This window comes from Paenibacillus allorhizoplanae (genome assembly GCF_927798215.1).
Taxonomy (GTDB): Bacteria; Bacillota; Bacilli; order Paenibacillales; family NBRC-103111; genus Paenibacillus_E; species Paenibacillus_E allorhizoplanae.
This window is the reverse complement of sequence record NZ_CAKMMW010000003.1, coordinates 403,887-428,861: the sequence shown is the minus strand read 5'-3', so window position 1 is coordinate 428,861 and position 24,975 is coordinate 403,887. Positions and strand designations below refer to the sequence as shown.

The 24,975-nt window shown below is 44.1% G+C and carries 19 protein-coding genes and 1 pseudogene; 16 read left to right on the top strand and 4 right to left on the bottom strand.

The annotated features are described in order from the left end of the window. Positions 1-31: 31 nt before the first annotated feature. On the bottom strand, positions 32-817 hold the full coding sequence (locus L6I86_RS08015; RefSeq protein WP_236286032.1) for an AraC family transcriptional regulator: 786 nt from the start codon (positions 815-817) through the stop codon (positions 32-34). 504 nt (positions 818-1,321) lie between these two features. Here L6I86_RS08015 and thrB point away from each other — a divergent pair. After that, positions 1,322-1,822 (top strand): homoserine kinase, encoded by a 501-nt coding sequence (gene thrB, locus L6I86_RS08010; RefSeq protein ID WP_276574814.1) that lies wholly within the window; start codon positions 1,322-1,324, stop codon positions 1,820-1,822. A 165-nt stretch (positions 1,823-1,987) separates the two neighbouring features. Here thrB and L6I86_RS08005 read toward each other — a convergent pair whose 3' ends face one another. Then, positions 1,988-5,092: a collagen-like triple helix repeat-containing protein gene (locus L6I86_RS08005; protein ID WP_236286030.1), complete on the bottom strand. Its 3,105-nt coding sequence runs from the start codon at positions 5,090-5,092 to the stop codon at positions 1,988-1,990. Between the two features lie 355 nt (positions 5,093-5,447). Between L6I86_RS08005 and L6I86_RS08000 the strand changes: the two genes are divergently transcribed. Continuing rightward, positions 5,448-5,822, top strand: coding sequence for an HAD-IA family hydrolase (locus L6I86_RS08000; RefSeq protein ID WP_276574813.1), 375 nt, complete (start codon positions 5,448-5,450; stop codon positions 5,820-5,822). Between the two features lie 129 nt (positions 5,823-5,951). Here the strand turns inward: L6I86_RS08000 and L6I86_RS07995 are convergent, their stop codons facing one another. After that, positions 5,952-6,836 (bottom strand): AraC family transcriptional regulator, encoded by an 885-nt coding sequence (locus L6I86_RS07995; RefSeq protein ID WP_236286028.1) that lies wholly within the window; start codon positions 6,834-6,836, stop codon positions 5,952-5,954. Between the two features lie 116 nt (positions 6,837-6,952). Between L6I86_RS07995 and L6I86_RS07990 the strand changes: the two genes are divergently transcribed. The 12 genes and pseudogenes from L6I86_RS07990 to L6I86_RS07935 all read left to right on the top strand — a co-directional run bounded on the left by L6I86_RS07990 (position 6,953) and on the right by L6I86_RS07935 (position 21,550). Continuing rightward, the gene (locus L6I86_RS07990; protein WP_236286351.1) at positions 6,953-10,294 is read left to right on the top strand and encodes a DUF5107 domain-containing protein; all 3,342 of its coding nucleotides are present in this window, start codon (positions 6,953-6,955) and stop codon (positions 10,292-10,294) included. Positions 10,295-10,320: 26 nt separating this feature from the next. Then, positions 10,321-11,241: an aldose epimerase family protein gene (locus L6I86_RS07985; protein ID WP_236286027.1), complete on the top strand. Its 921-nt coding sequence runs from the start codon at positions 10,321-10,323 to the stop codon at positions 11,239-11,241. Positions 11,242-11,288: 47 nt separating this feature from the next. Beyond that, positions 11,289-11,470 (top strand): annotated as a pseudogene (locus L6I86_RS07980) (ABC transporter permease); the annotation flags it as partial. 211 nt (positions 11,471-11,681) lie between these two features. Then, a complete protein-coding gene (locus L6I86_RS07975; protein ID WP_236286026.1) occupies positions 11,682-12,650 on the top strand; it encodes a lysylphosphatidylglycerol synthase transmembrane domain-containing protein in 969 nt (322 codons plus the stop codon). A gap of 1 nt (position 12,651) precedes the next feature. Beyond that, complete coding sequence (locus L6I86_RS07970; RefSeq protein WP_236286025.1) at positions 12,652-14,112, top strand: alkaline phosphatase family protein; 1,461 nt, start codon at positions 12,652-12,654, stop codon at positions 14,110-14,112. Further along, on the top strand, positions 14,105-14,854 hold the full coding sequence (locus L6I86_RS07965) for a glycosyltransferase family 2 protein (protein WP_236286024.1): 750 nt from the start codon (positions 14,105-14,107) through the stop codon (positions 14,852-14,854). Before L6I86_RS07970 ends, L6I86_RS07965 begins: the two co-directional genes overlap by 8 nt. Next, positions 14,851-16,380, top strand: coding sequence for a hypothetical protein (locus tag L6I86_RS07960; protein WP_236286023.1), 1,530 nt, complete (start codon positions 14,851-14,853; stop codon positions 16,378-16,380). Before L6I86_RS07965 ends, L6I86_RS07960 begins: the two co-directional genes overlap by 4 nt. A gap of 125 nt (positions 16,381-16,505) precedes the next feature. After that, a complete protein-coding gene (locus L6I86_RS07955) occupies positions 16,506-17,537 on the top strand; it encodes a hypothetical protein (protein ID WP_236286022.1) in 1,032 nt (343 codons plus the stop codon). A gap of 53 nt (positions 17,538-17,590) precedes the next feature. Further along, positions 17,591-19,081 carry a copper amine oxidase N-terminal domain-containing protein gene (locus tag L6I86_RS07950; RefSeq protein WP_056623849.1) on the top strand — a complete coding sequence of 497 codons (1,491 nt, stop codon included), beginning with the start codon at positions 17,591-17,593 and terminating at the stop codon, positions 19,079-19,081. Positions 19,082-19,171: 90 nt separating this feature from the next. Next, entirely contained in the window at positions 19,172-20,095 is a 924-nt protein-coding gene (locus L6I86_RS07945) for an FTR1 family iron permease (RefSeq protein ID WP_236286021.1), read from the top strand. Between the two features lie 54 nt (positions 20,096-20,149). Then, positions 20,150-20,914 carry a Rossmann-fold NAD(P)-binding domain-containing protein gene (locus L6I86_RS07940; protein ID WP_236286020.1) on the top strand — a complete coding sequence of 255 codons (765 nt, stop codon included), beginning with the start codon at positions 20,150-20,152 and terminating at the stop codon, positions 20,912-20,914. A 21-nt stretch (positions 20,915-20,935) separates the two neighbouring features. Next, the gene (locus tag L6I86_RS07935) at positions 20,936-21,550 is read left to right on the top strand and encodes a fumarylacetoacetate hydrolase family protein (protein WP_236286019.1); all 615 of its coding nucleotides are present in this window, start codon (positions 20,936-20,938) and stop codon (positions 21,548-21,550) included. A 5-nt stretch (positions 21,551-21,555) separates the two neighbouring features. Here the strand turns inward: L6I86_RS07935 and L6I86_RS07930 are convergent, their stop codons facing one another. Then, positions 21,556-23,136: a PucR family transcriptional regulator gene (locus L6I86_RS07930; RefSeq protein ID WP_236286018.1), complete on the bottom strand. Its 1,581-nt coding sequence runs from the start codon at positions 23,134-23,136 to the stop codon at positions 21,556-21,558. Positions 23,137-23,409: 273 nt separating this feature from the next. Here L6I86_RS07930 and L6I86_RS07925 point away from each other — a divergent pair, with 273 nt between their 5' ends. Beyond that, the gene (locus tag L6I86_RS07925) at positions 23,410-24,288 is read left to right on the top strand and encodes an ABC transporter substrate-binding protein (RefSeq protein WP_236286017.1); all 879 of its coding nucleotides are present in this window, start codon (positions 23,410-23,412) and stop codon (positions 24,286-24,288) included. 31 nt (positions 24,289-24,319) lie between these two features. Beyond that, entirely contained in the window at positions 24,320-24,970 is a 651-nt protein-coding gene (locus L6I86_RS07920; RefSeq protein ID WP_056623832.1) for an amino acid ABC transporter permease, read from the top strand. Positions 24,971-24,975: the final 5 nt, after the last annotated feature.

Genomic DNA, 24,975 nt, shown 5'->3' with positions numbered 1-24,975 from the left:
GTCGAGATCTTCTCGACAGCCTTTCATGTATTCAATTTGGCCCTCCAGCTCTATATTGACTGGGAGTAACACCCACAAATTTTTTGAACTGTCTCATAAAGTGAGTGTCATTCTCATACCCGCACTTTCTCGAAATAGTACTTATGGATGTGCTGCTGTTCATGAGAAGATACTTGGCGTATTCCAGTCTCGCCTTAATGAGATCCGTTATGATGGAGCACCCGAACAATTCCTTATATAAGTGTTGGAAATAAGATTTGCTTAAATTTACGCTGGAAGCGAGCATATCTACTGTATATGTGACGTTAGGTGCACTATACAGTTGGTTTCGCAGTTGTGTGAATGGCAGGAGATATCGGCTCTTATGCTCATGAACAGCCGTCTGTTTGTGTATGGTGACCAGTTTCATTAAGAGAGATTTAAGCTCACAATCCAGAATTCTCTCCATTAAAGGGGAAGCCTGTCTAACAAGATTGCTCATTTCCATAATACATTTGGAGATTAACATCGTATCTTCAGCGCGTACTGGCGTATCCATTGGAAAATCGATCTCGGTCAGGAACGCGTCTATGCCGTTACTGGAACAATGAAACCAATCATTGATAAACGGCTTTTCATAATGTCCGTAGAGGTGCGGAGTATGAGGATTCAATAACATATAGGTATTCTTCTCGATTGACATTAATTTACCGTGAAGCACTAGTTTTGTGTTGCTCTTAAATAACACAAAAGCATAATCGCCTGAGCCTTTCGGCCGATCAATGACGATGCCATCTTCGTGTAAAAAATTATAACCACAAGCAAGCAGTTGTATCATTACGTATCACCATAAGATCATAGATCATGAGATTTTTTTTATCTTCCAGAACGTAAAGAAAGTTAAATGATAAATCAATTTATTATAGCACAATAAATCAGTATAATGCTGTGGCATCCAAATGGATATGTATCATATTCGCACTAGCTGTTCTTGCATCATGGTCTACTTTTCTAAATCCATCAATCGCTTCGGCATCTTTCGAAGACCTCTTTAGTGAAAGGGCTGAACACATTAATGCTGTCGGTTTTAAACCAATGATTTTTTTCCATGGGTTGTATGGTGGAGACTAGCTGATAAAAATAGGCTTAAAGATATCATTTTGTTCGGTGTTTCATTGAGTTTTCTCATCTCAATGTTAGACCACATAGGTTATGAATTAAATCTTTGGATATACCCGCATAAACTATTTCAACGGGCGTTTAATGACCTCTGAAGGATATTTATGATGATTGCCGAATGGTTTAACGAAACCAATATCAATTAGCAATAGTGAGGAAGAATATGAATATAGTTCTTATAGGTATGTCTGGAGCAGGTAAGAGCACTTTAGGTGTTTTACTTGCCAAAGCTTTAGGAATGGACTTCGTGGATACAGATATTGTTATACAACAACATGAAGGTAGGCTGTTACAAGATATAATTGATAATGAAGGTATCGAACAATTCTTGGAAATCGAAGAAAGAACTGTGTCTGAATTGCAACTGGAAAATTGCATAATTTCTACAGGTGGAAGTGTTATATATTCAGAAAAGGCTATGAATATCCTAAAACAGGATGGTCAGATTATTTATTTACATGTCCCCTATGAAGAAATTCAGAGAAGACTAGCAAATGTAACAACCAGAGGCATTGTTATAAAGAAGGGAAATAGTCTAAAGGATGTTTACGAAGAAAGAGTCCCTTTATACAATAAATACAGTGATCATACCCTTGATTGCTCAAATAAGAATATTGAACAATGTGTTAGTGAGATTCTAGAAAAAGTACAAGAATGTCGTTGATTATTCAACTAACGAAAGAACGATAGCACAATAATAACACAGGTTGCCGAGATACTGGGCGGCCTGTTCAAGTAACGGGCAGCATTCCTATATGTAGAAATACGAGGTTTGGAAAACAAAAAAATCCGCCTCTCATCAAACGACGGATGTGTTCGTAATATGCACTTAATTAACTGCGGGATTAGTATTGACGGATAAGGGGAATAGGAATATGACATTAGGATCCCCTGGAAACGTGGATGTAAGAATGCCATAGTTCTTGACTGTTACTATAACTGTCGAGAATATGCAAGGGGACACGTTGCTAATAAGAGTCGTATTGATGAACCGAAGTACGTTTGGCGGTGCTGCTGTACTGTCAATTATAACCGTTGATGTGGGACCAAAGGTTCGATATAAACCTTTAAACGTATAGTCCGCAGAGTTACCATTAGGCAGGTTGTTTATATTAATGGTTTCCACATCAAACGACTCTACCTCATCTGCATATAGTTGAACTCTGCCTGTGCTGGAGGTTCGCAGTCCGTTGTTCGAAGAGCGAATGTAATCAATATCTCCAATAAAATTGGCATCATTAGCAAGGAGAATACCGAATCCAGTGATAAGTCCTGTTCCATTTTCAATCCGGCTTCCCTTTACCTGTAAGGTACCGGTGGTCATAGCAATGGCAGCTGTATCCGTTAGCGTTACACCGCCCACAACAGTTAGCACATCGAAGAAGAAGTTTGAAGATGCTGTAGAATTATATTGAAGACAAGTACCGCCCACTCTCATTTCGTTGATATGCGCCTCGAGAAATGCCGTATCCGAAACAACAATACCTGCATAATCCGTACCACCCTGAATTAAATCGCCGACGATTCGGGCTGCAACATTTCCACTGAGAGCGATGATAATGCGTTCTAAGTCGGGTTGAAACACTGAAATCTCGACAAATGTGAGCGTTACGAAGCCCAAGCTCGCCTCCAATGCACGGGTGCCCATTTGAATTCTGTTGATGTTGCCGTTAAAAGTCCCTCCGGAAACCACAATTCCCGTGGAGGGGGCAAAGGTGTTGAATATAAGCTCTCCATCTATTTCAAGATTTCCATTTATGACTCGTATCATTTGCGATGAAAAGAAAGCATCCATCCGATTGAATCGAATGATGGCGTTGCCTGTTTCTTGAAGAATTAAGCTAGTTCCCGCATATATAGGGTCTGGGTTCACTGTGCTGAATAGCTCATTTACGTAACAACGCAGATTGGGGTTGCCGCCGGACGATAGATGGATGCAGCTTCCAAATGCAGAGATCACATTAACGTTTGCATCGACTAGACCATCCACGATCAGCAAGGCTGTCTTTAAACCGCTGCCGCTATCATTGGTGGTGATGCGATCTCCGATCATATTCAAATTGCCACCGGTCTCCACAGTAATAAGTCCATTAACAGAGCCGGTAATCTCTTGGAAATTGAGAAATAAGTTGCTATTATTGGCCACTCGGACTGCCGGAGCCGCCTGTCCATTGGTCGACATCTGCATAACAGTCAGCTTGTGACTGCCTCCAGTCACTTGAATACAGCCAGACTCGCTGGAAATAAGATCCACCTGCAATCTCATTTGACCACCTTGAAGATCGATGACTGGGCTCATTGTCTGGAAGGAGTTCATAGTTTTGCTATGGATAACTGCCTCACCATTTAGCATTAAAATACACGCATCTTGACTAAATATTCTATCAAAATCACCCGTGAATTGAGCAGACCCGCCAAGAACAAGTGTTGGAGCTCCTTGATTAATCACGACCAAAATATAGGAATTCAAACTAACCGACCCGCCTTGGATAGATACTCCTTGGGAAACGCCTACTAAAGCGATGGAGTAGCTGATAAAGCTTCCTGCAAATACAGGTGCGACATCTATAATGAGCCCGGAAATGGTCTGAATAACTCGGGTTCGCATGGTAATAACCGATAATTGGTTCGGAGCACTGTTGTTCACAACGACAGCCCTGCCCCCACTAGTGATCATCGTGGCTTCAAGATTCACGCTAATCGGATCTGTCCCCGCAAACATGATGAGGTCATCTGTACCGTTGGTGTCGTTCGTAATTTCAAAAGCTTTCATAAATAACGTTCCGCTTGAAATCACAAGCGCGGAACCTCCAATGATACCGTTCGTGATACTCTCCTGGACGTTGATGGTGTAATTGCCGCCTCCGGCGAGATTGATCGTATTGCCTACCGTATCACTCATGGATTCACAATCAAAGTGGATCGTGCTGGCACCTGTGCTTTGGAGAATGGAACTGCCACCAGTTGTTGCCCCATTGGTCAGAAACACACCCTCTCCAAGCACGTCAAAATCAATCGCGGTTCCTAGATCATCAAAAAGATTTGCAACTGCTGTGACTATGGCACCCTTTTCAAATACCCAACTGATCCCGTCTTTAGCCAAATTCGTCTCTGTATACGATCCGGGTCGTACTACGATTGTTGTGCCAGAAGGAGCGGCAGCCACAGCCGCAGCTGCCGTTTGCCAAGGCTTGGTCATGTCATCAAGCATGGCTGTTGCGTTGTTCCCATACATAGAATCGACAAATGCCGTCTGATTCACAAGTAACTGGGAAGGGCCTGCAGCGCCTGTGCCACCTGTTGCTCCAGTAGCACCTGTTGTACCAGTGGCTCCAGTAGCTCCAGTAGCACCTGCCACACCTGTAGCACCTGTAGGGCCTGTTGCACCTGCCACACCAGTAGATCCGGTAGCTCCAGTAGCACCTGCCACACCAGTAGCTCCGGTAGCTCCAGTAGCTCCAGTAGCACCTGCCACACCAGTAGATCCAGTAGCTCCAGTAGCACCTACCACACCAGTAGATCCGGTAGCTCCAGTAGCACCTGCCACACCAGTAGATCCGGTAGTTCCAGTAGCACCTGCCACACCAGTAGATCCGGTAGCTCCAGTAGCACCTGCTACACCTGTAGATCCAGTAGCTCCAGTAGCACCAGTCGGACCTGCTCGACCCCGTTTACCATGATGTTGATTGTCATCAACATCAAATTCAATTTTTATTTTACTTCCGTTGTACAACTTTATTTTCACTTCCTCAGCCCATTTCCAATCAATACTTTCAAGAAAGGGCTTGAGTTCATCCTCTCTTTCATGCTCATCTTCGTCTTTATCGAAAGACAGCTCAAATTTATTCCCATATAAATAATTAATTTCAATTTCCTTGATTTTTTTGATACCTACGGACTCAATAGCTTCTTTAACTATTTTAACGCCCCCCATAAAGTGGTACCTCCTTTTGAAACTCTCTTATACTAATATATGACTATAAATAGATGTCTGATTGGACGAATTAAATAGAGTATCTATAAATGGCTTTCGTCTATTAAAGATCGCGATTTAAAAAAGGAGAGAATCTCATAGTTACGGTCTGGGATAAACTATAAGCCTGCCACTGATGGGCTTACACCTTATTCGGTAGAAGGTATATTACGGTAGGTTCTAACGGGGGAAGTTCGCGACGGCAACTATATTCAACCAGTTTACTATTTCAAGGTAGTACAGATGACAAAGTGCCAGCTAATGCAATTTCTGCTGCTCCAAGTCTATACCTTTTAGCAGTATAGACAATGAAATATTGGATATGTTGGACCAAATAAGAGCTTTGGGATTGAAAATCTGTCTAATTAGCAATTGTACGCCAGAGGAAATTTCAGCATGGGATTCCTGTGCCATATCAAAATATTTTGATGATGTTATCTTTTCTTTTGCTGTCAAAACGGCAAAACCTAATTCTTCCATTTATCATCTTGCCTGTAAAAGAATGGGGGTGTCACCAACTGAATCATTATTTGTTGGTGACGGGGGCTCCAATGAGCTAGAAGGAACTGCAAGTATTGGAATGAGGGCTTACCATGCTACATGGTTTATTCCGACTTTCAAAAGTGAAAAAATTATGGGTTTTCCCAAGCTAATAAAGCCATCAAAGTTACTAGAATTAATAAGACCTTAATGTAATAATCAAAATTTTTTTGACAGTTATCTCGGAGTCCCTTGGTGTAGAAGGCTCCAAAAAGATTTATATGACAGTTGAAGCAGGCGATAATACACACTTCAATGATTCAAGATCATTTCCTCCATGTTATCCTTTCGGAACGTTTCGAAAAGTACTAGGGGCAGAACCCATCATTTTCTTAAATAATCGCGAGAAATAATAGGGATCAGTAATCCCAATGCTTGCGCCAACTTCTTTGATAGACAGAGGCGTTAAACTGAGCAGTTGGGCTGCTTTTTGAATTTTCATACGTAAAAAGTATTCAATCGGCGGAAATCCTGTTTCTTCGTTAAATAATAAAATTAAATGCTGTCTAGATAAGCCAGTGTGTTTGGCCAACTCAGGGAGCTTAATGGCTTCTTCAATACGATCATTCATGTATTGGATGGCAACTTCTAGATAGTACTCCCTCTTTTTGACTTTGGCTGTACCGCCTACACGGATACCAATACTGCTAATCAGTTGGCGGATTGACTGGGAAACATGTGTGTGGATGGGTAATGAATAGGTTTTATCGGATAGCAAGTAATAACATTTATCAAAAACATCTTTGTACTCGGTTATAGTGCCGATGGGTAAATGTAGGGGGCCCGTATCCATTCCGTACATTTTTATAAAAGCCGCTGTATGGTCGCCTTGGAGATGAAACCAGTAAATACTCCATGGTGTATGGGTAGATGCTCCATATCGATGTGGTGTATGGGCAGGAATGACTGCCAAGTGATTTTGAGTTAGGGTGATTGCAGGTTGTTGACCTAATTGGATCCAACCTTCTCCTTCGGAGCAAAAGATGAAAATATGAGAGTTGCTGCCCTCGGGACGTTCGCGATAATGATGGCGAGCATGTGGGAAGAAGCCAATATCACTTACGAATAAATCACGCGTCAGCTCGGAGCGGGATAGTTCAGTTTGCATATAATCAGGAAGGATGAACAATTTCTCCTCTTCAAACCCTTCCGGTTTTCCAGCCATATCCAATTGTCGAACCTCCCTCTGATAATAAGAATATAATCCATTATATTAAGCATTTTGTCAATTGGCTGTTGGCAGCTTCCGAGGTAAAGTAGAGACAATCAGATAAGGGAGTGATGATGTTGAGTCAGAAGGTTCGCATATGGGAAGAAGCAAAGTCGATTCCGACTTATGGCATTGGTGAGCCGGATCGCAATCCGATGTTCTTAGAGAAACGTGTTTATCAAGGAAGCTCTGGTAAGGTATACCCTCATCCAGTTATCGATAAAATTGAAGATGAGAAGAAGCCCCATTCTTATCGTATGGTGATATTAGAAAATGAATTTGTTCGTATCGAGATTATGCCTGAGCTTGGCGGACGCATTTACCGTGCGTTGGATAAAACGAATGATTACGACTTCGTTTATTATAATCAAGTCATTAAACCAGCACTGGTTGGCCTAGCCGGTCCATGGATTTCCGGTGGCATCGAATTCAACTGGCCGCAGCATCACCGTCCAAATACGTACGGTCCGGTTGAATACAAGCTCACTGAACAAGAAGACGGAAGCGCTACCGTATGGGTGAGTGAGATCGACCGCATGTACGGCACGAAAGTGACGGCGGGATTCACGTTGTATCCAGGCAAAGCCTATCTAGAAATTTCTGCACAGCTATATAATCGAACACCGGAACCACAAACGTTCTTGTGGTGGGCGAACCCTGCAGTTGCGGTAAATGAGCATACGCAATCTGTATTTCCACCAGATGTTACAGCCGTCTTTGATCACGGGAAGCGTGATGTGTCTAGGTTTCCAATTGCAACAGGAACATACTACAAAATGGATTATTCGGCAGGCGTTGATATCTCACGCTACAAGAACATTCCGGTTCCTACATCGTATATGGCTTATAAATCTGATTACAACTTCGTTGGCGGTTATGATCATGGTGTGCAAGCAGGCTTGTTGCACGTGGCGAACCATCATGTGTCTCCTGGTAAGAAGCAATGGACGTGGGGGAACGGTGAGTTTGGGCAGGCTTGGGATCGCAATCTGACAGATGAAGATGGCCCATATATCGAGCTCATGACTGGCGTTTACACAGATAACCAACCGGATTTCACGTGGTTACAACCCTATGAAGAAAAATCATTCAAGCAATATTTCATGCCTTACAAAAATATCGGAGTCGTTAAAAATGCCTCCATCGATGCTGCAGTCAACTTAGAAATTGATGAAAAGACACGTGAAGCAGTTGTTCTTGCTTATGCGACTTCCTTGTTTAATGGCGCTGTTGTCCAGTTACAAGGCCGTAGCCGAACGTATTTGAAGGAAATTGTGGAGCTATCTCCAACACAAACGTTCAAATCAGTCCTTACACTGGATGAAAACGATCAAGCACACGATTTGAAACTGACTGTTAGGGATGCCAAAGGGACGCTGCTCATTGCTTACCAGCCAGCGAAGCCTTCGATTGAGCAAGTCCCAGATGCAGCTAAGCCACTGCTGGAACCAGCGGAATTAAAAACGAATGAGCAGCTGTATTTAGCCGGTCTACATTTAGAGCAATATCGCCACGCAACCTTCGAGCCGGAAGATTACTATTTGGAAGGCTTAAAGCGCGACCAGGATGATAGCCGTATTAATGTAGCTTACGGCACACTCTTGCTGCGTCGCGGGCTGTATGACAAAGCGGAAGTTCACTTCCGGACGGCAATAAAGTCTCTGACTTGGCGGAATCCGAACCCCTATGACAGTGAAGCTCTCTATCAATTAGGCGTAGCGCTTAAGGAACAGGGACGTAAAGAAGAGGCATACGCTGCACTATACAAATCGACATGGTCCGCGAACTGGCAAGATGCAGGCTTTTTCACACTGGCACAAATTGCTTGTGAGAAAGGTTCGTACAGTGAAGCGTTGGAATTGGTTGAGCGTTCACAAGTACGCAATTCCCGCAATTACAAGGCGCGTCACTTGAAAGCTGCGCTTCTGCGGAAGCTCGGACATCTGCATGAAGCACTAGTCTTCTCGCAGGAGACACTGCTGCTGGATATCGCGGATTTCGGATCAGCGAACGAACGATACCTTACGCTTTCAAGCCAAGGCGAGCAGGTGATTGCAAATGAAGTGAAGACGGAGCTTGTGCGACTCATGCGCGGCGATGCGCATAATTATTTGAACTTGGCGGCGGATTATGCGAATTGTGGCTTATATGAGGAAGCCATTGAATTGCTAGGACGAATTATTCAAGATCACGATTCTGCAGAAGTGAACCCGATGATTCATTACACACTTAGTTTTTTACATGATAAAGCAGGAAATGCTGACAAGGCTGGACGCCATAGAAAAGCTGGAAACGCGGCGAATTCAGATTACTGTTTCCCTAATAATTTATTTGATTTGCAAGTGCTGACAAGCGTTATTGCTGTGGATACTGAGGACGATGATAAAGCGCACTATTACCTTGGAAATTGGTTTTATGATAAAAAAAGATACGAAGATGCGATAATGCATTGGGAAGCATCACGTACCATTCGAGAAGATTTCCCGACCGTGCATCGTAATTTGTCACTCGCTTATTTCAACAAACGGGGGGACAGAGCATCGGCTCTGATTTCCATGGAGAAAGCCTTTGCTTGCAGGCAGGATGATGCACGGGTTTTCTATGAACTGGATCAATTGTATAAAAAGCTTAGTTACACCGCAGCTACTCGTTGCGCTAAGCTAGAGGAACACCAAGCTTTAGTTAACAAACGTGACGATCTCTACGTGGAGTATGTTACTCTCCTTAATGCGCAAGGTTATCATGACAAAGCTATTCAAGCTATACAATCACGCAATTTCCACCCTTGGGAAGGTGGCGAGGGTAAAGTCACGGGTCAGCATGTGTTTGCCCATGTTGAGCTTGCGAAAATAGCGTTAGCCGATAATCATTTTGAAGCGGCAGTATCATTTTTACAACAAGCACTTATTTATCCGGATAATTTAGGTGAAGGTAAACTGTCGGGAGCGCAAGAAAATAATGTGTATTATTATCTTGGACTTGCTCATGAAGGTTTAAAGCAGACGAAGCAAGCACAGGAATGTTTCGAAATGGCTTCACAGGGACTAGATGAGCCAGCAAGTGCCATGTATTACAATGACCAACCGCCTGATATGATCTACTATCAAGGAATGGCCTGGCTTGCTCTGGGCAATGAGAAGGAAGCTAAGCGCCGCTTCAATAAGCTGATCGATTATGCAGAGAAGCATCTGTTTGATGAAGTGAAATTTGATTACTTTACAGTTTCCTTGCCAGACTTCCTAGTATTCGAGGACAATTTGAATGTTCGAAATGAAGTTCACTGTCTATATATGATGGGTCTGGGGTATCTCGGTCTGGGTAACATGGAAAAGGCGAAGGAACAGTTTGAAAATGCACTAGTTTTGGAAGCGAATCATTCAGGTGCACGCATTCATTTGAGTATGTGCAAATGATGACTGAGCGTATAAGCAACATAACAATGGGATCTTATAAAGGTTTCTTATCGGTGACCATTGAAAATGAACAAATCCGCATGGTGATCGTACCGAGCCTCGGAGCCAAATTGGTTTCACTGGTTTATAAGCCTAGTGGTAAGGAGTGGCTGATTGATTCAGGTGAAAGACCTTTAAGACAGCCTGAATACGGCTCTTCTTTTGGCGAATGGGATATGAGCGGTTGGGATGAATGTTTTCCGACGATTAACACTTGTCCATGGGAAATGGATAAGAGCATGAACCTGCCCGATCATGGCGAAATTTGGTCGCTTCCTTGGACATATAGAATCGAAGAGAACGAGGTTATTTGTTCGGTAGAAAGCCAGTTGTTATCGTATCAGTTCACAAGAAGCATCTCCTTCTACTCGGGGAATAAGGTAAGGATGAATTACCGTGTGGTAAATAAGAGTGATCAACCCATGCCTTTTTTGTGGGTGCCTCACCCCCAACTTGCAGTCACTGAACCGACGCGTATACTTCTTCCTGAATCCATGTCGGAAATGCTATGCGTGTACGAAGGTCATAGGCTGAAGAATGGGGAAACGTATGCTTGGGATGATATATCTTTCATTTACCCCAAGGTTACTGGAGATGGAAGAAAGTTTTATTATGAGGGGCAAGTACCTGTACGTTGGTCTGGCCTATACGGTCAGGATAGTGAGAATTTCTTGATCGTCTCTGTTCCAAAAGAGAAGGTTCCTTATCTAGGAGTTTGGATAGATGAAGGCATGTTCAATGATCGAGTTACTTGTGCATTAGAGCCTAGTATTGGTTACTATGATTCACTTGATATGGCCGTAAGTAATGGGACTGCACAGACAATACCAGCACACGACTCTTTTGAATGGTATGTAGATATAGACCTCGGTGCAGGAGATTGGCATGATGTAATTGACAAGTTATAAGGATATGCATTATGAAAAGAGGATGCACTTAGGTGTGTCCTCATTCGACAGTCGGACTTGTTCAGCTTCCAGGGATGATGACAGGTATGATCGTGGCAGGAGCTGAGCAGTGGAAGCTGTGCGTTATCAAATTTTAATCGTATTCTCCTTTACCGGCTCTGCAGCATTTACGAGCATACTGTTAAGTGTCTTCATCTATAAGCTAGTGTTTTCGGAACAGCTGAAGTAAAGGTATTTCACGAGAGCCGATAAGTAGTTATTGTTTTGGATAAAATAGACAGCACAAGAAACCTGAGGGATTGCAGTTCATGCTGCCCTCAGGTTTTTTATACACTCTGGTAAATCTTCGATTGACGTAAAGGTGTAAACCGCCTATACTGACCATGATTCTCATTCTCATGCTGGTATTTAACTTCATTCCAAAGAAGGTCTCAACAAATATGCTGACAAAAAAACGAATGATCCAATCTATAGCGATCATTCTGGTCGTTTGTTCCATTGTTATCACATGGCAATGGTTCGATTCGAAGGAATGGCTTCGCGATGTAGGGCTGCTCTTCCGCCGGCCCAAATGGTTTGCCTTCATGGTAATCGCCTACTTAGCTTCCTTTCTTCTCAAAGCGGCAGCTTGGCGAATTTACGCGGGACAAGATGTCAAATTCTCGTTCTATTTTCATGCGATTAGCTACAGTTTGCTCGTAAACCATGTGCTGCCGATCAAGGTGGGAGATGGGGTCCGAACCGGTTTATTAATGAAAAATGGCAGAAAGTCATGGGAGGATGCACTCCATTCCGTAGCGGTTATGCGCCTGTTGGATATGCTTGTGCTTGGGGTCATTGGAGGCATTGGTATCGTCCGCATGGGTCTGCCTTCTTCATGGATGTGGGTGACGCTGCTAGCCTCTGGCACAGCGATTCTCGCAACGGCTCATTATTTACCTGTGATTCGCAAATTCCCATTTGTCGTCAAACATTCTGCCTATTTTCATCTTAAAATGCTTTCGGGCAAAGGGCTCGCCATTCTGGGCTTAATCACATTCAGTTGGGTGCTAGAAGCGGGGGTCATTATCGCAGTCTTCCAAATTATTAATTTGCAATTAGGAAGCATTTCGCTCGTATGGGCCAATAGCATGACGATTGCTGGGCAAATTTTTCATATTACACCTGGGGGCATTGGCACCTATGAAAGTACGATGAGCGGCTCACTTGCCTTATTGGGTATAGATGGGAAAGACGCCTATAGAGCGGCGCTATTGTCGCATACGTTTAAATTTCTATTTGCCTATGCGTTAGGTGGCTATTCTTTGTTGCGGATGCCGCTGCACTTTAGAGAAATGAAAGCTTGGATTAGCCGAGTCACAAGTCAAACTAAATCACAATCCTATAACAAAGTGCGGAAGGAAGATTAATATGAAAAAGGCATCATCTTTTGAGATTGTTGCAGCACGCTGCTGGAACCTGTTGAATGAGGGGAAACCGTTTACACCAATTTTCGTTGTCGGCGTTTTTCTGTTGTACCATATCGGTGTATGGTCTGATTCTAGCTTTTGGAGCGCGGCGGGTCTAAGCCTGCTTGTGACGCTTCCTCTATTTGTACTTTATTATTGCTTCGATTTTCCGCTCTTTTTACGCAATTATTTATGGTTGCCTCTTATTGCCGCACTTCTTATTTGGGAACGAAATGAACTAACTCTATATGTGCTGGCGTTAGGGGTGTTTTATTTTTTTACGATTTATTTCTGGGGCACGTTTTACTACCATTTGCGAATTGGAACGACCTGGTGGAATTTCACACGCTTTTGGAAGCTTGTCCTGAAGAATAGTGACTCTACAAGCGGCAATGCGCAGGAGCAGATGCCTAAGTTTCTACTGTTGCTGTTTGTATGGAGTCATTATTATGGTCAATTCGAGGCGGATGTTTCGGTTGATGTGGGTACAGGGCTGCTATTTGCAGGAGGTTTGTTGATCTACAGTTTCATTCTGCACCGTAACTTATTCGACTGGAAGCCATCTGAAATTCCAACGTATACACGTGATTCAAGCCCTGTACAAGCAGGCGCTAGAGCATTGAACCAGAAAGTGATCGTTATCGTTGTGGATGGTATGCGTAAAGAACGCTTTGAGGAAGCGGATGCCCCATTTATGAAGAAACTGCGAGCAGAAGGCACCGAATATGCGCAAATGGAAACCGTATATCCAGCGCGTACCGTAGTATGCTTCTCCTCGATGTTTACAGGTACATATCCACGTGAGCATGGGATTCGCTCCAATATGGTGTGGAAGCTGGGTATTCGGGTTGAGAGTATTTTCGATTCACTGCGTAAAGTGGGCAAAAAAGGTCGCTTGCTGGGCATTGCACACTTGATTGACTCCATGAGAGACGATGTGGAGAGTGTGACGGCTGTTATGCACAACGATGTTGCAGATCGTAATATCATCGAGCGAGCGAAGAAGATTATGGCAGAGCAAAATCCTGACCTACTCGTTGCCCAATTAATTGGAGTTGACCAAACAGGTCACAGCCGAGGTGTTCTCTACGATGATTACACGCAAAAGATTGCCGAAGCGGACCAACTTATTGAAGAGTTCGTCGGTTGGCTCGAAGAACGCGGTATGATGGCGAATACAACATTGATCATCTGTGCAGATCACGGGCAAGCAGATGGCATTGGCGGACATGGGCATCTTGACGAAGGCGAGCGTTATGTACCTTTCTTCCTGCACGGTCCAACCATCGAAGCGGGCCGCCGCATTGATGAGAAGCATTCACTCGTATCTATGGCGCCGACGCTGGCTTATTTGCTGGGAGCACCCTTTCCAAGCCATAGTCGTGGACCTGTTCTAACGGAGGCTATTAAAAATCATGACTAAGAAAAAAATCATCGTTTTCATGCCTGCACATAATGAAGAAGAGAATATCAGCGGGGTCATTGCCCGCGTTCCGAGAGATTTCCACCCGCAATATGAGGTGGAAGTGCTTGTGATCGACGATGGGTCTAAGGACCTCACCGTCCAAGTTGCGCACGAAGCGGGGGCCGACCACATTGTGTCGTTTCCGCACAATCGGGGGCTCGGCGCAGCCGTTCGCGAAGGGCTGAAGCAATGTTGCCTGCTCGGCGGCGACATTGGCATCATGATTGATGCGGATAATGAGTATCCACCGGAGCAAATCCCTGACGTCCTTACGCCCATTATCAGCGGGCGCGCGGACTACACCTTTGGCTCACGTTTCAAAGGCCATATTCAAGGGATGAAGTTGCATCGCCGCTTAGGCAACTATACCTTTACCCTGCTGCAGGCGATTCTACTGCGCAGATGGATTTATGACGGCCAGTCAGGGATGCGTGGATTCTCACGCGATGCCATGGAGAACGCCGTCATTATTCATGACTACAATTACGCCCAGGTGCTCACGATTAATCTGGTTCGTCAGGGCTACCGTTTAGAGGAGATTCCGATCTCGTACCAAGTACGGACCAAGGGTCAATCCTTCATCAAGTTCAGACAGTATGTATCTTCCGTAATTCCGGCGATTTACAAAGAAATGAGACGTCCCGTCTCCCGTAAGCGCAAGGCCACTGTCCAAATGCATCGAGATGAACCGAGCTTATGACACGTAACGCGTTAGTAATGGCGTTTTTTGCAGCTGCAGTTATAGCCAGTGTGATCTGCCTTAGTCTGCTATATGCGAGTCCTTATGTGCGTACATGGGACGAGGTGGACTTCACACTCGCACTGCATCGGTATGATCTACTGGCCATGCAGCCTCATTTTCCTGGATATCCCTACTTTATTCTGGGTGGTTGGTTTATTAATCGATGGATGAATAATCCCGCTATCGCCTTATCCGTCTTCAATACCTTAGCGGCATTAAGCTCCGCGATTCCTATGTTTTTATTAGCACATCGTCTGACGGGTAGCGGCATCAAGAGCCTTTTGCTGCCTGCACTCGTTTTAAGCAGCCCCTACATTTGGCTCATGTCCTCACGTCCCATGTCGGAATGCGCAGGCATGGCCATGCTGTGGTGGTTTCTTTGGAGTATCCGCTTTGCGATGGATCGTCCGCACGCTGTGCTGCGTCACGGGCTAGCGCTGCTGATGTTCAGCTTCTTGATGGGGATACGCCTATCTTTCTTTCCTTACGGTTTAGCCTTATTCCCCCTCTGGTATTCGCTTTGGCAGCAGGGGGCTACCCGTTGGAGGAGATGGCTCCGAGTAGGAGGTTCAGCTCTGGCAGCAGGGCTGTTTCAATTGATTTGGGTAGCCGGCTTGGTACTTTCAGAAGGAAATGTGGCTGGCTTCTGGAAGTTGTCCCTAGCTTTTGTAGAGGGGCATTTCTCTGAGTGGGGCGGTGGAGTGATCTCAACGCCGATGCCCATGGGGGACCGAATCATCCAGCTATTCGGGCAAAATTTGCTAGGTTCTGCCCTTTTCGGTGGTTCCATTCTAATTGGAGCGAGTCTCGCGATTTTGGCTGTCATAACGTTGGTCGTACGAGGATTCGTCGCATCGATAGAGCAGCTTAATAAAGAGAACAGGAATTACTTACTTTGGTTGGTCGGTTGTGCTGTTCTTTATTCCATATGGGCGTTAATAGGTCAAAATATCGAAAAACCTCGACATATTGTTCCAGTCGTTTCGCCAATTTTATGCCTCCTGTTTGTCTATATCATTCGAACGGCAGATGCTGTGAAGGCCTCAGATCCCAAGTCCCGACTGTTGAGACTAGCACCAAAGTTACTGTACACGCTCTTCATTAGTTTCATTGTCGTACAGGTTTTCTATGGCTCGCAGCTATTAAAAAGGCAGGCTTTGGACGAACCGGCGATTTATCAGCTGCATGACTATCTGAGTAGCTTGCATGAGCCTCTCATTCTGTTTACATGGGAAGAAACGAGAGTCCTGCAGTACTTACAAGCAGATTACGAACATGAGCGCATCTATACGTACGGGTATTTCCAATCATTGGCAGGAGCCAATTCGGATCGACGCGTTTTTCTAACCGATCATGTTGTGCAAGGTTTTGCCGCTCAGGGAAAATCGGTGGAATCGCATTTAAAACAGATTGCCGAGTTTACATCCGATTCGCTGTTTGACCCTGCCTATGGACACGTGACTTTATTTGAATGGGTTCGTTAGTTACCTTTATGAACGGACGATGATCAATGTGTGATCAAATTGTAAAATAAAGGTTGACATAGAAATGGACAATGATTATCATTATCAATGACATTGAGAATCACATTCATAGTAGAGGTGAAGATATGAAAAGATGGCTACTAGCCGGATTGACTCTTGTGATTGCGGCAATATTGATCCTGCCGACTTCCGCGCTGGCCTATTCTTACGGCGACGCCAATACGGAAGATGTCGCTGAGACGTTCAAACTGGTGCAAGCTAGTGTTGGTGATGGTGCGAATGATTGGGGAGCAGCTGAAGGTGCGTACAAAGAGAGAAGAGCAGAACTTGTAGCACACTTTGGTGAAGAGGTCGGAACTACGTTAGATGCTAATTTCAAGGAAAAGGATAATAAATTAGTTATTGCTAATTTCAAAGCTGTCCTTGTTATGAACTTAGATCGTCGTTTTACCTATGCTGAACAGGGTATTGATGACTATGCGGGTGCAAAGCTGCTATTGGCGAAAGCCAAGGCAACCTATGATACCCTAGAGCCTTACATAGGATCGGGCAAAGCAGAAATTGATAAGTCATTTGACGCTGCCCTTGATGCATTAGGTAATCCAGGATTGTTCGGCGTTGGGAAGAAGCCAGTGCAGCCTGCTGTCTTTAAGGAGAAGGTTGATTTTATCTTTGGTAAGGTAAAGCCACTATTTCCTTATAAAGCTTACAGTGCACCAGCACCAGCTGCCACAAGTACGCCGACGCCTACCGTTAAGCCGGTAGAGACGACAAAGACAGAGCCCGTTGTGAAGGTGGAAGTTAGTCCTAAGCAAGAACAGCCTGCTGCCACGACGGAGGCCAAACCGGCAGAGACGAAGGCGCCAGACGCAGCTGCGACAGTATCGACAAGTTCTCCTGAGCCGTCTGCATCAGTAAGTCCAAGCCCAACACCGACGACTGAAGCGGCTAAGCCTACTGCTACAGTAGAAGCACCCGCTAAAGCTACAGAGACTAGCGCAGCCGTGAAAGCTGAGCCTGTGAAAGAAGCAGCCGCTCATGCACCGATGCAACGCTCAGACAAAACGAATCCATGGGTCAGTGTTGGTGTCATTGGTGGTGTCATCATTGTATTAGGCGGGGCCGTATGGTTCGCTCGCAAAAGAAAGTGGATTTAACCGTAACCGTTAGGTCAACCAAAAAATTGAGACGAATAGAGGAGAAACTTATCATGCGTAAATTTTTATCAGTAGTATTAAGTGCTTCAATCGCTCTATCAAGCGTTGTTACAGTAACATCCGTTGCTTTTGCAGAAACTAAATTTCAAATCAAAGAAGATCAAACGATCTCCGCTAGCCTTAAGTCGTTCACAGATATTAAAGCACTCTTCACAGATAAAACGGATAAAGCTGTGCTTGCTGATATTAAGAAATTATATGTTGATAAATTCCAAACAGATGTTAAACGACTGGATGTCAACATCAAAGCAGATGACCCTAAAATGGATGCCAACATCTTGCTTATTTTGGATGCTGCCATTAAAGGTGACTTGCCAGTAGGTCCAGCGAAAGAAGCAATCGATAAAGGATTGCAATGGTATTACTTCTTCGCACTTCGTGATTTGATGAGTAACCAAGTACGTCCTGCGTTGACCAAGGGTGACATCGCTGGAGCAACGGCTGCATTCGATAAAGTCGTTCAAATTTATGAAGGTGCTCTACAAGCTAACGTTGTAAAACGTGATACGAAGTATAGCTTGAACATGGTTCCACTTTTGAAAACAACAATTGAGCTAATTCAAAAAGATATCAAAGACAACAACTTGAATGACTTTAACTTTCACCGTCAAATTCTTGACAAAACATTGATCAAAAACTATGCGCTTGCAACATATACATACGCAGAAAACGTTGGATTAGCTGCTGCAGCTGACCAATCAAAAGCGATCACAGAAGGTTACTTCCTGTTTATGCCTGTATACACTTACCTTAAAGGCGGAAGCCCTGCTGACGCTGATTTCGTTAAAAATGCCTTTGCTTCCGGCGATGCTAGCAAAATCAAACAAGCTGAAATTGGTGATGCGCTTCAACGCACGATGATCGGTAAAGTATCTGAATACCTTAACCAAATCCTAGTTAAACAAGAAGCTGGTGATCTACAAGGTGCACGCGGATATGTTGCTGAAGGTACGATGTTCCTTGCTAGCCAAGAAGTGTTCTTAGGTAAAGAGAAATTTGCAGCTGCAAGTGTTGCAGCTACGAAATTAAATGAAGCTGTTGATAAATCCGATGCAGCCGCTACGAACGCAGCAATTTTTGACATCGTAAAATTCCTCGTTGACAAAGATGGTTCCAGCTTAAAAGTGAACGACAAAGGATATAAAGTAAATGGTGCTGCTTTCACAGCTGAGAATGCTCCGTTCGTTAATCAAGAAAGCGGCCGTACGCTAGTACCGGTTCGAGTTATTGCTCAAGCGATTAATGCGCAAGTTGAATGGGTTGAAGCAACGCAAACGATCGTGATCACGAAAGATGGCAAGAAAACAGAAATCAAAGCTGGTTCCGATCAAGTTGTTGAGAATGGTAAAGTAAACGAGAAAGTTAAATTGGATCAGCCGGTTGTTCTTCAAAACGGCAGTTCATTCATCCCATTACGTGCAGTAGCTGAGTTGTTCAGTTATGGCGTATTCTATCAAAATGGTGAGATCATCATTCTTCGTTAATCATCTCGTTCAGAAGGGAGACACTTGTGCTGTATAAGCACAAGTGTTTTTCAATGTTCAGATGCAAGGAAAGAGAACAGGAGGCAGATCATGGATTTACAGGCATTTCTCATTACGTTTCGCGAAGCACTGGAAGCCATTCTCATTGTAGGTGTCATCCTTACTTATTTGACTCGAATTGATGCGATCCATTGGCATAAATGGGTATGGGTTGGCGTGTTTTTCGCCATAGTTGTCAGTTATGGCTTGGCTCTTGCTTTCCAGGTTTTATTAACTGGTTTTGCAAGTATGGGTAGTCAGAATTATTTGAAGATCGGGATTATGCTCGTCTCATCTGGTTTATTGACTCATATGATTATGTTCATGGGGAAGCAAAGCAGTGAGATGCAAGGCAAGGTTCAGAGCAAGGTTGCTCATATATTGACCATTGGCGGCGCCATTAACATGGTTGTTCACTCCTTTTTGGTCGTTGTGCGCGAGGGGGTAGAGACAGTATTCTTCTTCGCAGCCATTACGGGAGGCAATATTCAGAAAGCACTTGAAAGTTGGGGAGCTCTATTCGGTCTGGTGCTAGCCGCAGTGGTGGGACTACTCTTTTTCAAAGGGACGAAGAAAATTCGTTTAAGTACTTTCTTCCGCATAACTGCCGTGTTTCTGATGATGATTTCGGCTGGACTGTTTGTTCAGGCGATTGGGATTATGCAGGATTTAGGAATTATAGGCAGCCTATATCGAACAGCAGGACACCAGATAGCTGAAATTTATAATATTACGGCCTTTATGCCAGAACACCCTATTGACGGTGTGCAATATCTGCGTGATTATGGAAAAGAGCCGCTTATTAACGGCCAAGTCGGTATTTTCTTTAAAGCTTTCCTTGGTTATACGCAGAATCCTTCACTGGAAGAGTTCGTGGGTTACTGGGGATATTACTTCTTAGTATTCATTCTTCTAGCTGTTCAGAAGAAGCGTCAGGAACAGCAACAGATCCAAGAAGATAAAGTGGCAGCGTAATACATAGGGGAGTCGTTTATAAATTAATTAACAACATGAGGAGCGAGGATAACGATGAAGATAGGAATTGTTGGATATGGCCATGTAGGCAAAGCGATTCATGCTTTATTTCCCAAGGCTGTTATATATGATGGACCTCTACAGATGGGCAGCCAAAATGAGGTGAACGCATGTGACATGGTGTTTGTTTGTGTTCCGACGCCCTCGCTTCCGAATGGTAAATGCGATACATCTATTGTGGAAGAAGTTGTTGTGTGGCTGACATCTGAAGTGATTGTTATTCGTTCGACCGTACCAGTTGGCTTCACGGATGATATGAAGGAACGCACAAGGAAGAGAATCGTTTTCCAGCCTGAATATTACGGGGAAACAGTGGATCATCATTTTGCAGACTTGCGTCACCGTACGTGGCTTACGCTGGGAGGCGCATCTGCTGATGCTAGCCTTGTGGTCCGTGCGTATCAGCAGGTGTATAACGCGGAAGTGAGAATACGGTTGACAGATGCTCGTACAGCCGAAATGGCGAAGTACATGGAGAATTGCTTCCTTGCGCTGAAAGTGTCATTTTGCAACGAATTTTATGATGTCGCTGGTGCTTACGGCATTGATTACAATGAATTGCGTGAAGTTTGGCTCGAGGACCCTCGAATCGGGCGAAGTCATACATTTGTCTATGAGGATAATCGCGGTTATGGTGGCAAATGCCTGCCCAAAGATGTTAACGCACTCATCAGCTTCGCTGAGGATAAGGATGTTAACGTCGACTTAATGCGATCTGTTCAGCAAAAAAACAACCGACTTCGGGATTTAAAGGATTAGAGAAATAAAGGGGAGCTTCTCATGAATATCCAAGCGTACTTGAAAGAAACACGCAAAATCATTGGTGTGGGACCGAATTTTAAAGCTTTTCGCGCTCAAAAAGGGATCACCCATGAAGAGGATCCCTTCCTCTTTATCAAGTCTCCGCAAAGCTTAACAGTAGAGACCGATATTTATTTGCCGCCCCAGCTTACGGAGTTCATCTGTGAGGTGGAAATGGCGGTCATTATCGGTCAGGAAGCCAGAAATATTGCGGAAGAGGATGTAGCGTCCATTGTCGCGGGCTATGCTATTGCTAATGATATGACGGCGAGCGCGCATTTTGATACGGGAAGATTCAAGATGTTTGATCAGATGACCCCGATTGGCCAGATGGTTTCTATTGCTGATCCACATCAGGTTGATCTCGAAATGTGGGTGAATGGCAATCTTATTCAGAAAGATAACACAGTGAACCTGCTATTCTCTTCGAACTGGTTGATCTCGCATATTTCACGCATGACAACCTTATGTAAGGGGGATATCATCCTAACAGGGACACCGTCGAATCCAATGACTTGTCAAATTGGCGATGTCGTTGAGATGAAGAGTCCGCAGCTAGGCAATCATCACTTTACGATTCACAAGGAACTATGAGCCCATCATAGTTCCTTTTTTTTTGTGGAAAAAGCGAACACTTTGACAGCCATTTGCAATTGGAAACGAATATCAGGGTCTTTCAAATCAACCCCTAATAAGGTTTGAACTTTTTCTAGTCGATAGACAATGGAGTTGTAATGGCAGTAAGAAGCCTTTGCGGTTTCCTTAATGTTGCCGCCGAATTGCAAGTAAGTAATTAACGTATCAACAAGCTTAGCGTTATTCTCTTTATCGAACATGTATAGGGGCTGAATATACTGAAATAGCTGTTTTTTGATGGATTCTTGATCAGAAAGTACATGAACAATCGAGTACATACCGAGTTGGTCGTAGTAACATAGCGTTTCATTTGGCTGAATGAAGTCCCAGAGTTCTAGTGCCGTTACGGTTTCTTTGTATCCCTCGTTTATGTCGGACAGTCCCTTCATACTGCTGATGCCAAGACGAATGCCAGGTTGTTTCAAATATTTATGGAGCTCTGATTGAAGCTTCTGATAGGCGCTTTTCTGATTAGCCAGCGGCTTTGGAATAAGGAAAACCCATTCATTCCCCATAGAAAGTAAGACAATGCCTTGAAGAATACAGTAAGCTTTCACATTCATGATTTCTCTTGATGAAAAAGGTGGGAGCGGTGAGGTTAGACAAACATTGTAGCTAGTTTGCAGCTGAAGTCCGCATGAAGCAGCCTGCAGCGCTATGGCCTGTGGATCGGTAATTTCACCTAGGATCCAGGTTTTGAGAAAAAGATCTTTCTGATTATCCTCTAAACTGCGCAGCGAATGTTGTTTGCTGAGGTGCAGGGTTAGTAAGTTAACCGTATGCTGAAGCAGGAACTGCAACGGCTCCCATTCCCCGTCCTTACAACCCCAACAGACAAAGTAAGCCATCGTTTCGTTATTTTTCTCAATCGGCAAATAAATGGTGGTTGTGTCAGCGTCGAGCCAATAAGAAGGCAGTGCTGTGGTAGATGAATGCGGTGCAACGGGCCGAAGGTGTCTGGCATCAGGCCATTCCTTCCTAAACGCGGGATCAGTGGCATACATGTCAGATTCATAGGTAATCAAGGCAGCTTGCAAACCTGTACTCTTGGAAAATGTCTCAATAAAGGTTTTGCTGTTCTCGCCCATAATTAGCGTACTGGTAAGCAACTGTATCTTATGATGCTGTTCCATGAGCCAATTCGTTTTCTGGTTGAGAATTTCCTCAAGCACTTCCGAAATAGTCTGGGAATAGCCGATTTGATAGGCCAGCTCCAAGATGGGCAGCCCATATTCATTAGAAAGAGTAACCATTTCTTCTGGAACGGTTTCGAGATACCGCTTGGTTTTGATACCTATAGCGGCTATTCCTGTTGCAGCAAGTTTGGGAATCAGCTCATTCTGAGCATTGGGGTTATCTTTAATGGAGTATGCGGTGGTGAGGAGGAGATCGCCATGCCTTACCCAGTTGAAAACATCCGGTACTTCCATCACATTCACATTGGTAATGCGACGGTTTAAGCCATTGGCGCCACTTATGATAGGATCTTCTCCAAATAGGAAAGGTTTATGAGCGATTAATTCATTCACACTGATTCCATTCATAGCCTGACCTCCTCAATTGTTATGTTAATAAACCTAACATAAAATGAAGATGGAGGAAAGAACAAATTTAGTAGGAAATACTAAAAAAATCTTTCGTATATAGAGGGAAAGTAGAATGAATCGTTGAATATTACCGTTATGAGTGCAGAATTTTTGTGAATGGTTCACAATGGAATCATGATAGATTTGTGAAGCAACTCTAATGTAAACCTAATTTCAATGATATATAATCTAACATATAAAGACAATATACATTACGGGGAGCTGGGGAAAATGAAACATGGTAAATGGATGAGTAAGGGCTTGGTTATTGCATCGCTTTTATTAGTTACCGCTTGTGGAAGTAAGGCAACGACAACAGGTACATCTGCTAAGCCTACAGATCAGTCAGTAGCATCAACAACTTCAGCCGTGGCTGCATCAAGTGTGCCTGCAACATCAGCAACAGTTCAGCAAATTAAAAAGAACGGCAAGCTCGTGATTGGAACAAGCGGAAACTTCCGTCCAATGACCTTCATGAATGAACAAAGCCAGATCACAGGACTAGATATCGACATCGGTACAATGATTGCAGAGAAACTTGGCGTTAAGGTTGAGTTCGTGCCAGGAAACATCTCAGGCTTAATCCCAGGTCTCGTAGCAGGGAAATTTGATCTTGTGATGTCAGCTCTTTCGGAAACGGATGAGAGAAAGAAGAGTATTGATTTCTCCATTCCTTATGGCAAAGACGGCACGGTAGCTGTGACGTTGAAGGATACCACCAAAGTAGAGGACGTAACAAAGCTGAGTGGTCTGATTACAGGCGTGATTGGCGGTTCAGCAACACATACCGTCATTAAGGAATTCGGAGGCTTCAAAGAGCTGAAGGAATACCCAGGGAATGCGGAAGCATTCACAGATCTAAAAGCAGGTCGAATCGACCTTTATGCAGTTGGCAACATTGCAGCGAACGATTACATCAAGAATGATAAGAGCGATAAGCCACTTAAGCTGGTTGGTAATGTTGCAGCAGTGAAAAACATGGGAGTAGGTATGCGTAAAAATGAACCCGAATTAAAGGCAATTATTGATAGTTTGATTGATGAGAAGATGAAGGACGGAACTATCGATAAACTCGCTACCAAATGGGTAGGGGCACCGCTTCCGAAGTAACCTAAAAATAAACAGAAAATGAGTGATTGGCATGGACTGGGAAATTGTATCCAATTATATGCCCCTCTATTTAGAGGGGGCGCTGACGACTTTCAAAATCTCCATACTAGCCATCTTGTGCGCAACAATACTTGGCTACTTTATTGCTCTTATGAGGCTTTCCAGTATCAGTGTAGTTCGCGGCATTGCCTTCGTTTATGTATGGGTATTTCGAGGAACCCCGTTAATGCTTACGCTGTTCTGGTTGTATTATGCGACACCATTCGGTCTCAAGCTTCCTGCCTTTGTCGCAGGGCTTGCGGCCATGTCGATCAATTCCGCTTCCTTTAAGTCGGAGATCATTCGAGCAGGCATCATGTCGGTGGATCGAGGTCAATTAGAGGCAGCGGATTCGATCGGGATGAACCCTTTTCAGAAGATGATTCGCATCACCATCCCGCAAGCAATTAGACTGCTAACCCCACCTTATATTAATAACTGTGTCATCATGCTGAAAGAGTCAGCCATCGTATCCATTGTTACCGTGCCGGATTTAATGCTTGGCGCACAACGAGCTTATAACAGTACATACAGTGTCATGGAGACACTGGGTGTGGCAGGCGTTATCTACTTAACCATGACCAGTTCGATCATGTTGCTGCAATTCTTCATTGAAAAGAAGCTGCGTATTGCGAAAAGGTAGGAGGC

What these genes read in the sequence shown, in the direction of transcription:
- L6I86_RS07975 (WP_236286026.1), top strand. Translation starts at nt 11,682, where the DNA reads ATGCTGACAAAAAAACGAATGATCCAATCTATAGCGATCATTCTGGTC.
- L6I86_RS07985 (WP_236286027.1), top strand. Translation starts at nt 10,321, where the DNA reads ATGGGATCTTATAAAGGTTTCTTATCGGTGACCATTGAAAATGAACAA.
- L6I86_RS07965 (WP_236286024.1), top strand. Translation starts at nt 14,105, where the DNA reads ATGACTAAGAAAAAAATCATCGTTTTCATGCCTGCACATAATGAAGAA.
- L6I86_RS07955 (WP_236286022.1), top strand. Translation starts at nt 16,506, where the DNA reads ATGAAAAGATGGCTACTAGCCGGATTGACTCTTGTGATTGCGGCAATA.
- L6I86_RS08005 (WP_236286030.1), bottom strand. Translation starts at nt 5,092, where the DNA reads ATGGGGGGCGTTAAAATAGTTAAAGAAGCTATTGAGTCCGTAGGTATC.
- L6I86_RS07990 (WP_236286351.1), top strand. Translation starts at nt 6,953, where the DNA reads ATGATGTTGAGTCAGAAGGTTCGCATATGGGAAGAAGCAAAGTCGATT.
- L6I86_RS08015 (WP_236286032.1), bottom strand. Translation starts at nt 817, where the DNA reads ATGATACAACTGCTTGCTTGTGGTTATAATTTTTTACACGAAGATGGC.
- L6I86_RS07970 (WP_236286025.1), top strand. Translation starts at nt 12,652, where the DNA reads ATGAAAAAGGCATCATCTTTTGAGATTGTTGCAGCACGCTGCTGGAAC.
- L6I86_RS07925 (WP_236286017.1), top strand. Translation starts at nt 23,410, where the DNA reads ATGAAACATGGTAAATGGATGAGTAAGGGCTTGGTTATTGCATCGCTT.
- L6I86_RS07995 (WP_236286028.1), bottom strand. Translation starts at nt 6,836, where the DNA reads ATGGCTGGAAAACCGGAAGGGTTTGAAGAGGAGAAATTGTTCATCCTT.
- L6I86_RS07935 (WP_236286019.1), top strand. Translation starts at nt 20,936, where the DNA reads ATGAATATCCAAGCGTACTTGAAAGAAACACGCAAAATCATTGGTGTG.
- L6I86_RS07930 (WP_236286018.1), bottom strand. Translation starts at nt 23,136, where the DNA reads ATGAATGGAATCAGTGTGAATGAATTAATCGCTCATAAACCTTTCCTA.
- L6I86_RS07950 (WP_056623849.1), top strand. Translation starts at nt 17,591, where the DNA reads ATGCGTAAATTTTTATCAGTAGTATTAAGTGCTTCAATCGCTCTATCA.
- L6I86_RS07940 (WP_236286020.1), top strand. Translation starts at nt 20,150, where the DNA reads ATGAAGATAGGAATTGTTGGATATGGCCATGTAGGCAAAGCGATTCAT.
- thrB (WP_276574814.1), top strand. Translation starts at nt 1,322, where the DNA reads ATGAATATAGTTCTTATAGGTATGTCTGGAGCAGGTAAGAGCACTTTA.
- L6I86_RS07945 (WP_236286021.1), top strand. Translation starts at nt 19,172, where the DNA reads ATGGATTTACAGGCATTTCTCATTACGTTTCGCGAAGCACTGGAAGCC.
- L6I86_RS07960 (WP_236286023.1), top strand. Translation starts at nt 14,851, where the DNA reads ATGACACGTAACGCGTTAGTAATGGCGTTTTTTGCAGCTGCAGTTATA.
- L6I86_RS07920 (WP_056623832.1), top strand. Translation starts at nt 24,320, where the DNA reads ATGGACTGGGAAATTGTATCCAATTATATGCCCCTCTATTTAGAGGGG.